Genomic DNA, 12487 nt, shown 5'->3' on the forward strand with positions numbered 1-12487 from the left:
CTCGCCGGGACAGGACAGACTTCTGCGGATCGAAGCATGGTCGACGCGGTGGCGGGAGGCCGACCGCCGCCGCTCCGAGCACAGCCGGACCCGCCGTGGCACCGAACGCCCGCAGCGCCGGTCGTGATCGAGACGGGGACGGATGGCGATGCGTTACGGCTGCTATGACAACCCCAACGCATCATCATCGGTCCCCGCCCGGCGGCAAGCTGCACCCGGGGCGGTACCGGCGCGTTCGTCAGGTGTGGGGCTGCGAGGCGAGCAGGTAGGCGCTCAGCAGGCGCTTGAGCTCGATGACGGCCTCGGTGTGCTCCTGACCGTCGCGGACCGAGAAGTTGAGCATCGAGTAGGCGACGTAGACCAGCACCTCGGCCATGATCTGGCGGCGTTCGCGCGGTGTGCCCGGGGTGAGTGGGCCGAGCGCGTAGGCGACCTCGGAGGCCAGCTCACGCTCGGTGACGGCGGCGGTGGCGCGGGTGGCGGGGGTGGACTGCATCGCCATCCAGACAGCCCTCCGCGAGGGATCCTCCATCCAGAGCCTGGCCATGTGGTCGACGAGCCGATTGAGCAGCACCAGCCAGTCCAGGGTGGGAAGCGCCGCAGTCAGGCGCCCCAGCTCCTCGCGGACCGCAACGGCATTCTGGCGGTCGAGCTCGCAGACGATGACGTACTTGTTCTGGAAGAACTGGTAGAGGGTGCCGATGGGGAGCCCGGCGCGCTGGGCCACCTCTTCACAGGTGAAGGACTCGAAACCGACATCCAGCAGGAGTTCGCGCGACACCTGTAGCAGATGGTCGAACTTGAGCTGGCTGCGCTCCTGGGTGGGGCGCCTCCGGGGCTCGAGAATCTGCGCGGTCACGTCTCTAGGGTACAGAACCGGAGTCCGAAGTCGGTTCTGTGGTGCGACAGCATCGATCCAGCCGCCGGCGGAATCGTCCTCGTGACGATCCCCCGGCGGCCGGCCGATCACGTTGTGGCGTCGAGGCCGTGCTGTACGAGCGGGAAGATCGAGTCGCCGATGTGGTCGAAGCCCTCGCCGAGCGTCTGCCCGTGGATGTAGCGGTAGTAGATGCCCTCGAGGATGACCGCCAGCTTGAAGTAGGCCAATCCGAGGTGGAAGCCGAGCTCGCTCAGATCACGTCCCGAGGTCGTGGCGTACCGGTCGATGACCGCATCGACCGACAGATAGCCGGGGGCCTTGGGCGCGTCGGTGACCGAGGCGGGCGAAGCGCCGCTGTCGTGCAGCGCGAGATTCTGGTACGCCACCATCAGCGCCACATCGGTCAGCGGATCGCCGAGCGTGCTCATCTCCCAGTCCAGCACCGCCGTGATGTGATCGGTGTCGTCGACCAGTGCGTTGTCGAGCCGGTAGTCGCCGTGCACGATCGTGCCGTCACCGGACTGCGGGATGGACCGCTCCAGTCGGGCATACAGCTCGTCGATGCCGTCGATCTCCCGGCTCCGTGAGGCCTCGAGCTGCTTCTTCCAGCGCCGCACCTGGCGTTCGAGGTAGCCGTCGGGGCGGCCGAAGTCCTCGAGTCCCACCGCCGCGTAGTCGACCTCGTGCAGGGCTGCGAGGGTGTCGACGAGATGCTCGGAGATCGCGCGAGTGCGCTCCTCGCCCAATGCGCTCAGCTGATCGGCGCGCTGGTAGGGCGTGCCCGCGACGCTCTCCATCAGATAGAACGGCGCTCCGATGACGGAGTCGTCCTCGCACAGGCCGTAGGTGGCGGGCACCGGCACCGCGGTGTCGGCAAGGGCGCGCATGACCTTGTACTCGCGCGACATGTCGTGTGCGGTCGCCAGCACATGGCCGAGCGGTGGCCGGCGGGCGATGATCTCCCGGGCACCGTCACTGACGCGGTAGGTCAGGTTGGACTTGCCGCCGGTGATGAGCGTGGCCGTGAGCGGCCCGGAGGTGTCTAACACCCCGGGCCGTTCGGCGTCGATCCACCGGGCGAGCGCTCCTGTGTCGAGGCCCTCGGTCATGTCAGTCCTTCGGCCCGCCGGCGACGTAGATGACCTGGCCCGAGACGAAGCCCGCGCCCTCGCTGACGAGGAAGGACGCCGTGTGGGCGATGTCCTCGGGCTGGCCGACGCGCTGGACCGGGATCTGCTCGGCGCTGAACTTGATGAAGTCGTCGAAGGCGACGCCGATGCGCTCCGCCGTCGCGGCGGTCATATCGGTCTGGATGAAGCCCGGAGCGATCGCATTGGCGGTCACGCCGAACTTGCCGAGTTCGATGGCGAGGGTCTTGGTGAAGCCCTGGATGCCGGCCTTGGCGGCGGAATAGTTGGCCTGTCCGCGGTTGCCGAGGGCCGATGTGCTCGACAGGTTGACGATACGGCCGAAGCTCGCCTCGGTCATGTGCTTCTGCACGGCCTTGGTCATGTTGAACGCGCCGCGTAGATGGACGCCCATGACGGCATCCCAGTCGTCGACGGTCATTTTGAACAGCAGGTTGTCGCGGATGATGCCGGCATTGTTGATCAGCACCGTGGGGGCACCCAGCTCGGAGGTGACGCGCTCCACGGCGGACTCGACGCTGTCGGCATCGGCGACATTCGCGCCGACGGCGATGGCCTTGCCGCCCGCGGAGGTGATGGACTCGACGGTCTCGGCGCAGGCGGCCTCGTCCAGGTCGAGGACTGCCACCTGGAGGCCGTCGGCGGCGAGGCGCTGGGCGACGCCTCGTCCGATGCCGCGCGCGGCTCCGGTGACGATGGCGGTACGAGTCTCGGACACGATGATCCCTTTCCGTCGGAAGACGATGATGCGAGGTTTCGCAGGCAGAGCTGCCGCTGATCGGTGATCGAGTAGCCGCGAGGGACGAGTGGCGTATCTCGTCCCTCGGTCGCACTCGACCACCGGGAAAAGCGATTGCTAAGCGCTTGCTTAGTTGGCACTCTAGCACCTGCACCAGGTGTGGGACATCACATGTCGGGTTCGCCGGGAAGATGAGGAATCCCTCATGTTTGCCCTATAGTTGAGGAAACCCTCACGTTTTAGGAGTCGTTGTGACCGACATCGAGCAGGTGGCCGACCACCGCGCGACCCTCGCACGCCGCCGGACCGAGCGCTTCGCGCGCGTCGAGCCCCGCGGCAAGCGGGTGCACACCGCCCGCGAACGCGTCGAGCTGTTTTTCGACGACGGCACGTTCAACGAGACCACTCCGATGCGGTCGGCTCACGGGGGCGGCAGCGGTGTCGTCACCGGCTGGGGGCTTGTCGACGGCCGTCCCGTCGTGGTCGCCTCGCACGATGCCGCGGTCGCCTCCGGCGCGATCGGCGAGGTCATGGCCGAGACGATCATGGCCGCCCAGCGGTTGGCGATCGACCGCGGCTTCCCGATCGTCTACATCAACGACTCCGGCGGCGCCCGTGTGCCCGATGGCATCCTCGCGCTCCACGGCTGCGGTGGCATCTTCGCGCTCAATGTCGACGCGCAGCGCCGGATCCCGCAGATCTCGCTCATCCTCGGTCCCTGTGCCGGTGCCGCCGCGTACTCGCCGGCTCTCACCGACTGGACGATCATGGTCAAGGGTCAGGGGCACATGTTCCTGACCGGCCCCGACATCGTCAAGGCCGCCACGGGTGAGGACGCGACGGCCGACGAGATCGGTGGCTCGCGGCTGCACACCGAGACCAGCGGTGTCGCCCACCTCGAGGTCGCGTCCGAGATCGAGGCACTCGAGTCGGCGCGCCTGCTGCTGTCCTTCCTGCCCTCGCACGCCGGGGGCGCCCAGCAGGTCGGGGGCGCCGTGCCGGCCAACCCGCGCGCCGCCGAGGCGCTGCCCGAGCTCGTGCCGGCCAAGGCCTCGGTGGTCTTCGACATGAACCAGCTCGTCGACGGCGTGCTCGACAACGGCGCCCGCCTCGAGCTCATGCCCGGCCATGCCGGCAGCATCCTCACGCTGTTCGGTCGTCTCGACGGCCGCCCGGTCGGCGTGGTCGCCAACCAGCCGGCCTGTCGGGGCGGCATCCTCGACGCTAAGAGCTCGGTCAAGCTCGCTCGCTTCGTGGAGTTCTGCGGCCGCTTCGGTGTGCCGGTCCTCACCTTCGTCGACGTCCCGGGCTTCCTTCCGGGCACGGTCGAGGAAGGCCGTGGCATCATCACGCATGGCGCCAAGGTCCTCAAGGCGTACGTCGACGCCGACTCGCCCAAGCTCACCGTGGTGGTGCGCAAGGCCTACGGCGGTGCGTACATCGCGATGGGCGCCAAGTCGCTCGGGGCAGACATGACCTGGGCCTGGTCGAGTGCCGAGATCGCCGTCATGGGACCGGGCGGTGCCGTGGCTCTGCTGCATCGACGCGCGCTCGCTGCCGCCGACGATCCGATCGCACTGCGTGACGAGCTCGCTGCGGAGTATCGCGAGAACGTGGCGCGCCCCTATGTCGCTGCCGAGGCGGGCATCGTCGACGATGTGATCGTCCCGGAGGAGACACGTGACCGGATGACCCAGGCCCTGCGGATGCTCACGCACGGGGAGGGCGAGCGGTGACCGTCCCCGCACGCGCCGATATCGTCGGCAATGTCTGGAAGATCGTGGCGCGCGAGGGCGATCCGGTCGGGATCGGCGACACCGTCGCGATCCTGGAGACCATGAAGATGGAGATCCCCGTCGTCGCGCCCGCCGCGGGACATGTGAGCCGGATCCTGGTCACCGAGGGACAGATCGTCCAGGAAGGTGATCCGGTCGCCGAGATCGACGCCACGCTCAGCGCCTGACGGATCTCTGACAGGATCGGCGGCGTGAAGGAGTACCGCCATGAGATCCCGATGCGATGGGCCGACATCGACTCGCTGAACCACGTCAACAATGTCGTCTATCTCGAGTACGCAGCACAGGCCGAGCACGCGCTGATGGCGGACCGGGTCCTGGAGCGCCGCCAGCGCGGGTCCGTCGTCGTCGAGTTCAGCCGTCCGATCCAGTTGAGCCGGCGTCCGGTCGAGGTTGTCACGCAGGTCCGTGAGAACTCGCTCGTCCAGTGCATCGGGGTCCAGGGGAGTGGGCGGGTCTTCGCTACGGTCAGATCGTCCTTCGACATTCCTGGCGAGGTCGAGCCCGCCACGAGTGTCGCCGAGTTGCCATGCATGCTGCGACCCTCCGATCTCGATTGCGACGGGACTGTCTCGGCGCCCAGGATCTTCGAGCTCCTGCAGGAGACCCGCATCCCGTACATAGCCACGCTCATGCCTTCCGGGCCCGGGGGAGTCGTCCTCGCGACGGTCTCCGTCGACTTCCTCCGACCCATCAGGGGTGACGACGAGGTCGAGTCGAGGCTCTGGGTAGACCGTCTCGGTACATCCTCCTATGCGATCGGCGCGCAGTTGATCGTGAACCGCGCGGTGGCCGTCTCGTCGCTCGCCGTGCTCGTCGGCTTCGATCCCGCCACCCAGCGTTCTCGCCCGCTCTCGGAGGCGGAACGAGCGGGTATCGCCGCGGGCCTGCGGACCTAGTGTCTTGCGGCGAAGTTCATCACCGCTGGAGAGTGTGCAGCGGAGTGCTTGGGGGAGCCTCGCTCCGCCGCCTTGCGGAGCATCCACTCCGACGACGCCTCGCGGCAACGAACCTCCGACGCAGGACACGGGTTCGCGTCTGTCCCCTCCCGTGGAGATCGGACGCGGGGCTGTCAGATACCGTGTATCGTACTTTTGTGCGGCAGGTTTCCACCGCCACGGCGGCACCGGGTGCCGTGCAGCCATTCGTCAAAAGGAAGACCCGATGAGCGTGCTCGACAAGATCAGCGACCGACCACTCAGCCTGACTGATCGGGTCTACGCGGCGGTACGTGACGCGATCGTCGCGAACCGCTTCGCCGAGGGGCAGCGTCTCACCGAGGCGGGCCTCGCTCGTGAGCTCGGAGTCAGCAAGACCCCCGTCCGTGAAGCGCTTCTTCGACTGGAGTACGTGGGACTCATCCGCTCGGGCGGGCCGGGTGGCGGCCAGCAGGTGGTGACGGCGTCCAAGGATGCGATCATCTCTGCCTACGAGGTGCGGGCGGGCCTGGAGGTCCAGGTCGCCCGTGCCGCGGCCGAACGCGGTGACGCCATGCTCGTGGCTCAGGCCCGGCTGCACGCCGAGGAGGCGAAGGCGGCCGTCGAGGGTCACGACCGTTCGGGATTCAAGGCCGGCGATCAGAACTTCCACCTCACGCTCTCGCAGGCCACCCAGAATCATCTCCTCGCACGGTTCACTCGTGATGTCTATGACCTCACGAGCGCCCTGCGGCAGCGCGACGTGCCCGACGCGCCCTTCTCGCTGGAGTGTGCTGAGAACCATCTCGACGTGGTCGAGGCGGTCGAGCGTGGGGACGCCGATACCGCGGGTTCGCTGATGCGCCAGCACATCGACACCGTCCGAGACCGTGTGCTGAGGGCATTCGCCGACAGCATCTGACCGGCAGTAAAGAGCGCGAGGGGCGGTGGCCGCGGCCACCGCCCCTCGCGCTTTCTGCGCGGACCGGTGGCGTCACACGGTGGTAGCGCCGCCGTCATGTCACGGCGGGATCCTGGTAGCCCGCACCGGTCGAGCTAGGGCATCGGGCTCGAAGCGGGCACCCATGCAGCGTTGACAGATACGCGATGCTGTGTAGCATATACCGCATCCACTATGCCATCGCGATCGGTGGCTATGGCTGGAATCTCGGGCAGGACTGCGGGGAACGGCCCCGCGAGATGAACCGTCAGTTGGATTCACGAAGAGGATGAAGGCGTATGCGTCGAAGCATGAAGGCCGTCGGTATCGGAGTCACCTTGGCTCTGCTCGCCGGATGCGGGGGCACTGAGGGCGGAGGAGAGTCCGATGCCGAGCGGGTCGACGGCGGCGAGGTGTCTATCGCCCTGCCGACCACCGAGTCGTTCGACATGAACTCGCTCGACCCCAATGTCGGCGGCAACAGGATCTACGCCCACACGATCAGCATGACCATGTTCGACCAGCTCGTCTCGCAGGAACCAGAGAGCGGCGAGATCATGCCGTGGATCGCCGAATCGTGGGACGTGAGCGATGATGGCCTGGAATACACCTTCCAACTGCGCGACGATGTGACCTTCTGGGACGGCGAGCCGCTCACCGCCGAGGATGTCGCCTTCACCTTCGAGCGGGTCGTGGACCCTCAGTACATGCCCGAGAGCGCCTTCGCCGCCGCCAGCATGTCGGCCTTCGAGTCCGCCGAGGCGGTCGACGATCACACGGTGGTGGTCCGGCTCGAGCAACCGCAGGCCGCCTTCCTGGCCAATGTCGCCCGCAACTTCCTGTCGATCGTGCCGAAGCACTACGTCGAGGAGGTCGGGGACGAGGGATTCGCCGAGGAACCGATGGGGAGCGGACCGTTCACCTTCGTGGAGTGGCAGCGCGACGGGCATCTCACGGTCGAACGTAATCCCGACTACGCCTGGGGACCGCCCTTCACCGAGACGGCCGGTTCGGCACCCTCGGTCGAGCGGCTCACCTTCACGTACGTACCCGAGGACTCGACGCGGACCGCGGCCCTGCAGTCGGGCCAGGTGAACGCGATCATGGGCGTTCCGCCTCTCTCCCAGGAGAGCTTTGAAGGCAATGACCAGTTCGAGGTCGTCGAGATCCAGAAGAACGGCCAGCCGGGTGGGCTGACCTTCGACACCTCATCGCCCGGTCCGGCCGGCGAGGTCGAGGTCCGCCAGGCCATCTCCCTCGCGATCGACCGAGAGGCACTCAACTCGGCCGTCTATGACAGCAAGCACGAGCCTGCCTACTTCCTGCTGGAAGAGCGCATGGGCGATTGGGTCAATGAGGAGGCTCGCTTCCCGGACTTCGATCCGGATGCGGCTGCCGAGGTGCTCGACGAGGCCGGTTGGCAGGAGGGCCCGGGGGGAATCCGTTCCAAGGACGGCGTGGAGCTCAGCCTCGATGCGACGACCTCCACCCAGATGCAACGGACCATGACACTGATCCAGTCCCAACTCAAGGACATCGGGATCGAACTGAATGTCGACGTGGTGTCACCCGCCGAAGCGAGCGCCGTCATCCAGGGCGAGGACAACTACGACCTGGCCTGGGGTAACCCGATCGGCTGGACCAACGGCATGCCGGACCTGCTCTACTCGCTCTACCACTCGCGCTTCATCCCGCCGAACGGCACCAGCAATGAAACCCGCACGAGTATCCCCGAGGTGGACAGTCTGCTCGAATCGGCAGTCCAATCCCTCGACGACGAACAGCGGCGTGAGGACTTCGACCAGGTGCAGTCCATCGTGGGCGACTACGTCTCCTATCTCCCGCTCCTGTCATTCAATGCCAATATCGCCGTCGCCTCGGGGGTCCACGGGATCATGCCGGAGCGTCGTGGCACCTATGTCTACTTCCACGACGTCTGGGTGAGCGAGAACCTCCAGCAGAGCTGGCCGGGCAACTGAGCCGTCGGTTCCCCCCGGACACCCCCGCCCACCGCAAGCGATAGGGAATCCATGCCTCTCATGCGCTTCCTCGGTGCCCGCCTCGTGTCGGTCATCCCCGTGATGCTCGGCGTCTCGATGCTCACTTTCGGGCTGCTGTACTTGATGCCCGGCGACCCGGTGCTGCTGCTGGTCAGCGGTGTCGAGGGTGACGTGGCCTCGGAGCAGATCCAGCAGATCCGCGAGGAGTTCGGTCTCGACGATCCGTTGCCGATGCAGTACGTGAGCTTCGTCGGGGCCGCGTTGACCGGAGACCTGGGCCGCTCCATCCATCAAGGGCATGAGGTGACGGGCCTCATCCTGGAGGCCCTGCCGAACACCTTGGAGCTGACGGGCATGGCGCTGCTCATCGCGGCCCTAGTGGGGATCAGCACCGGCGTCATCGCCAGCCTCTTCCACGGACGCTGGCCGGACCGGGTGAGCATGTTCGGCTCGCTGCTCTGGCTGTCCATGCCGGAGTTCTGGATGGCGATCGTCGCGATCATGGTCTTCGCCAGTTGGCTCGGGTGGTTCCCGGTCTTCGGGGCGGGTGGAATCGAGTTCCTGATCCTTCCGGCGACGATCCTCGGACTGCGCTCGGCCGCGGCCATCGCGCGGCTGACGCGGTCGAGCATGCTCGAAGTGACGCATGCGCAGTACATCATGACGGCACGGGCCCGCGGTATCGGCGAGCCGAAGATCCTCTGGGTGCATGCGCTGCGCAATGCGATCATCCCGATCGTGACGCTGCTCGGTCTTCAGCTGGGCTATCTGCTGGGCAGCACGGTGGTCGTCGAGGTGGTCTTCTCGAGACCCGGGGTCGGATCCCTGTTGATCGACGCGGTGCTGGACAAGGACGTCCCCGTCATCCGCGGCACGGTGCTCTTCCTCGCCGTCATCTATGTCCTGGTCAATCTCATCGTCGATGCCACCTATGGACTGCTGGATCCGAGAATCAGGGAGGCGGCATGAGTGCCTCCGGTGAGCGGACGCTGTCGGAGAAGTCCGAGATCGCAGCCGTCGCCAGTGGTGACGCGGTGGAGCCCGCGGTCGTAGCCCGCGGTGCACGCGATCGATGCCGGGACGCCTGGCGTCAGGTGAAGCACTTCTTCGCCGATCCCGTGGCCTTCATCGCTGGCCTGGTCATCCTGCTGCTGGTGATCGCGGCAGTTCTCGGCCCCTGGATCGCCCCGTACGATCCCGCCGCGACCGATGCCGCGGCGAGTCTCCAGGGGCCCTCTGGAGCGCACTGGCTCGGCACGGACCAGCTGGGGCGAGATATCTTCAGCCGTATCCTGTCCGGGGCGCGCTTGACCCTCTTCGTCTCGGTGGGCGCTGTGAGCCTCGCCGTGCTCGTCGGTTGCACCGTCGGCCTGGTCGCCGGATTCGTCCGCGGCTGGTCCGATGCGGTGTTGATGCGGTTGATGGACATCCTGCTGGCCTTCCCTGGCTTGATCCTCGCGATCGTGATGGCGGCTCTGCTGGGACCGGGGATCGCCACGGTGATCATCGCCGTCGGAGTCTCTGGCACCCCGACCTTCGCCCGCGTGACGCGCGCCGCGACGATGCGCGCTGCCGTCGAGGAGTATGTGCTGGCGGCACGAGCCGTCGGGTGCAGCCGCGCGCGACTGCTGTTGCGTCACATCACACCCAACATCCTGGGACCCGTCGTCGTGCTGGCGACGCTGTATCTCGCCTATGCCGTCCTGACGGCAGCGGCTTTGAGCTTTCTGGGTGTCGGCGTCAAGCCTCCCGCGGCCGAATGGGGCGCGATGGTCAACGAGGGCCGCGACCTGCTGGCCGTCGGCTGGTGGGTGAGTCTTTTCCCGGGCGTGGCCATCGTGTTGTTCGTCCTCGCCGTCAACATCCTCGGTGATCGTCTACGTGATGTCCTCGATGTCGCGTCGGGAGCCGACGAAGTGCAAGGAGCTGAGAAATGACGACCACGGTCAGCACGCCACCGGTTCAGGAGGGGAGCGAGTTCCTCCTCGACGTCCAAGACCTGCGGGCGGAGTTCCGGGCCGGCGGTAACCGATGGGTACCGGTCACGCACGATGTGTCGCTATCGGTACGACGCGGAGAGGTGCTGGGGGTGGTGGGGGAGTCCGGCTCGGGCAAGAGCGTCAGCATGGCGTCCGTGCTGGGGCTCATGCCCTACCAGGGAGGCCGTGTGGCTCAGGGCCGGGCGATCTTCGACGGCCGAGACCTGCTGACGCTCAAAGAGCGAGAGCTGCGGCAGATCCGGGGCAGCAAGATCGGGGTGATCTTCCAGGATCCGATGACCTCTCTCAATCCGGTCCGGTCTATACAGCGGCAGATGGTCGAGACCCTCCGTGCCCACACTTCCTTGACGTCGGCGGAGGCCAAGGAGCGGGCACTGGAACTGCTGCGCCTCGTCCGTATCCCCGATGCGGCCCGTCGTCTACGCGCGTACCCGCATGAGCTCTCCGGGGGGATGCGGCAGCGCGTCATGATCGCCATCGCGCTGTCCTGCGAACCGGAGCTCATCATCGCCGACGAGCCGACGACCGCTCTCGACGTCACGGTGCAGGCCGATGTGCTCGCGCTCCTGCGCCAGCGCACCAGGGAGCGTGGGGTCTCGGTCGTGATCATCAGCCACGACGTGGGCGTCATCGCCTCCCTCGCCGACAGGATCGCGGTCATGTACGCCGGGCGCGTGGTCGAGTCGGGCTCCGCCCGACAGGTGCTCGGTCATCCCCAGCACCCCTACACGCTCGGTCTGCTCGAGTCGATCCCGGGTGTCAAAGGACCTCGGACCGAACGGCTCCCTTCGATACCGGGACTGCCACCACGTCCTGGTGGCGACGAGATGGGCTGCTCGTTCCGGGACCGGTGCCGATTCGCCGTCTCGCGCTGTGCGACCGAGCGTCCTGCTCTGGCGGAGGTCGGCGGCGAGCCCCAGCACCGTGCGGCCTGTCACTTCGCGATCTCCGATGACGGACGGGTCGTGCCGCGAGAGGGAGTGGTGGGCGATGCGTGAGCATTCGAGCCAGGTGCCGACCGTCGCGGAGCACTGGACGGCGGGATCCATCCTCTCCTCGCCGTTGCTCAGCTGCCATGACCTGGAGAAGCGATATGGTCGCGGCGCCCATGCGGTCCAGGCCGTTGCGGGAGTCTCACTGGGCGTCATGGAGGGGGAGACTCTCGGCCTCGTCGGCGAGTCAGGCTGCGGCAAGAGCACCTTGGCCCGGACGCTGCTGCGGTTGGAGTCCCCGACCGCGGGCACCATCCAGTTCGCGGGGGCCGATCTCACCGGGCTCAAGGGCCGGCGGCTCCGCAGTGCGCGCCGGGACTTCCAGATCATCCTGCAGGACCCCTATACCAGTCTCAATCCGCGCATGACCATCTCGCAGACGGTCCTCGAACCACTGATCGTGCACGGGATCGGCGATCGGACGGAACGCCGTGCACAGGTCGCCGAGCTCCTGGAGCGTGTCGGGCTCGATCCCGCCTTCGGCAAACGCTTCCCGCACGAGTTATCGGGTGGACAGCGACAACGTGTCGGCATCGCGCGGGCACTCGCGCTCAGGCCGCGGTTCATCGTCTGCGACGAAGCGGTCTCCGCGCTCGACGTCAGCATCCAGGCCCAAGTGCTCAATCTGCTGGCGGATCTGCGCGACAGCATGGGACTGACCTATCTCTTCGTCTCCCACAACCTCGGTGTGGTGCGCCACATCGCCGATCGGGTCGCGGTGATGTACCTGGGCAAGATCGTCGAGGTGGGCCGCAGCGAGGAGTTCTTCGAGGCCCCCCGGCACCCGTACTCGCAGCTGCTCTTGTCGGCGGTGCTGGAGCCCGATCCCGATATCGAGCCACCGGAGTCCGAGTCGGGGGGAGAGGCACCGAGCCCGTCGTCACCCCCGTCGGGCTGCCGCTTCCGCACCCGATGCCCCTTCGCGAGGGATCTCTGCGCTGCGGAGGAACCGGAGCTGCGGTCCATCGGAGGCTCGCGAGCCGTGGCCTGCCACTTCTGGGACGAGATCGCCGCGGGCCGGGCCGAGCCCACGAGTCGTCGAGTCGTCGACGCCCCCAACGAGAGAATGGAGTAG

General features: G+C 67.1%; 12 protein-coding genes. 9 read left to right on the top strand and 3 right to left on the bottom strand.

Going from position 1 to position 12487, the window contains the following annotated elements; translation table 11 throughout:
• Positions 1–238: 238 nt before the first annotated feature.
• The 3 genes from BHE97_RS03925 to fabG all read right to left on the bottom strand — a co-directional run bounded on the left by BHE97_RS03925 (position 239) and on the right by fabG (position 2746).
• Positions 239–859, bottom strand: a complete 621-nt coding sequence (locus tag BHE97_RS03925) for a TetR/AcrR family transcriptional regulator (RefSeq protein ID WP_201791303.1) — start codon at positions 857–859, stop codon at positions 239–241.
• A 107-nt stretch (positions 860–966) separates the two neighbouring features.
• Positions 967–1989 carry a phosphotransferase family protein gene (locus BHE97_RS03930; protein ID WP_087622722.1) on the bottom strand — a complete coding sequence of 341 codons (1023 nt, stop codon included), beginning with the start codon at positions 1987–1989 and terminating at the stop codon, positions 967–969.
• 1 nt (position 1990) lies between these two features.
• Entirely contained in the window at positions 1991–2746 is a 756-nt protein-coding gene (gene fabG, locus BHE97_RS03935) for a 3-oxoacyl-ACP reductase FabG (RefSeq protein WP_087622723.1), read from the bottom strand.
• 272 nt (positions 2747–3018) lie between these two features.
• On the opposite strand from fabG, the gene BHE97_RS03940 reads away from it, so the two are divergent.
• From BHE97_RS03940 to BHE97_RS03980, 9 genes are all read left to right on the top strand, one after another.
• The gene (locus tag BHE97_RS03940) at positions 3019–4503 is read left to right on the top strand and encodes an acyl-CoA carboxylase subunit beta (protein WP_087622724.1); all 1485 of its coding nucleotides are present in this window, start codon (positions 3019–3021) and stop codon (positions 4501–4503) included.
• Complete coding sequence (locus tag BHE97_RS03945) at positions 4500–4730, top strand: biotin/lipoyl-binding carrier protein (protein WP_087622725.1); 231 nt, start codon at positions 4500–4502, stop codon at positions 4728–4730. The genes BHE97_RS03940 and BHE97_RS03945 overlap by 4 nt, the downstream gene beginning before the upstream one ends.
• 24 nt (positions 4731–4754) lie before the next feature.
• Positions 4755–5462: a hotdog domain-containing protein gene (locus BHE97_RS03950; protein ID WP_087622726.1), complete on the top strand. Its 708-nt coding sequence runs from the start codon at positions 4755–4757 to the stop codon at positions 5460–5462.
• A gap of 265 nt (positions 5463–5727) precedes the next feature.
• Positions 5728–6402, top strand: a complete 675-nt coding sequence (locus BHE97_RS03955; RefSeq protein ID WP_087622727.1) for a GntR family transcriptional regulator — start codon at positions 5728–5730, stop codon at positions 6400–6402.
• Positions 6403–6719: 317 nt separating this feature from the next.
• Complete coding sequence (locus BHE97_RS03960) at positions 6720–8399, top strand: ABC transporter substrate-binding protein (protein ID WP_087622728.1); 1680 nt, start codon at positions 6720–6722, stop codon at positions 8397–8399.
• Positions 8400–8450: 51 nt separating this feature from the next.
• The gene (locus BHE97_RS03965) at positions 8451–9389 is read left to right on the top strand and encodes an ABC transporter permease (RefSeq protein ID WP_087622729.1); all 939 of its coding nucleotides are present in this window, start codon (positions 8451–8453) and stop codon (positions 9387–9389) included.
• Positions 9386–10357, top strand: a complete 972-nt coding sequence (locus tag BHE97_RS03970) for an ABC transporter permease (RefSeq protein WP_087622730.1) — start codon at positions 9386–9388, stop codon at positions 10355–10357. The genes BHE97_RS03965 and BHE97_RS03970 overlap by 4 nt, the downstream gene beginning before the upstream one ends.
• Positions 10354–11418 (top strand): ABC transporter ATP-binding protein, encoded by a 1065-nt coding sequence (locus BHE97_RS03975; protein WP_087622731.1) that lies wholly within the window; start codon positions 10354–10356, stop codon positions 11416–11418. Before BHE97_RS03970 ends, BHE97_RS03975 begins: the two co-directional genes overlap by 4 nt.
• Complete coding sequence (locus tag BHE97_RS03980) at positions 11411–12487, top strand: oligopeptide/dipeptide ABC transporter ATP-binding protein (RefSeq protein WP_087622732.1); 1077 nt, start codon at positions 11411–11413, stop codon at positions 12485–12487. The genes BHE97_RS03975 and BHE97_RS03980 overlap by 8 nt, the downstream gene beginning before the upstream one ends.

The organism is Aeromicrobium sp. PE09-221, assembly GCF_002174305.1.
Classification (GTDB): domain Bacteria; phylum Actinomycetota; class Actinomycetes; order Propionibacteriales; family Nocardioidaceae; genus Aeromicrobium.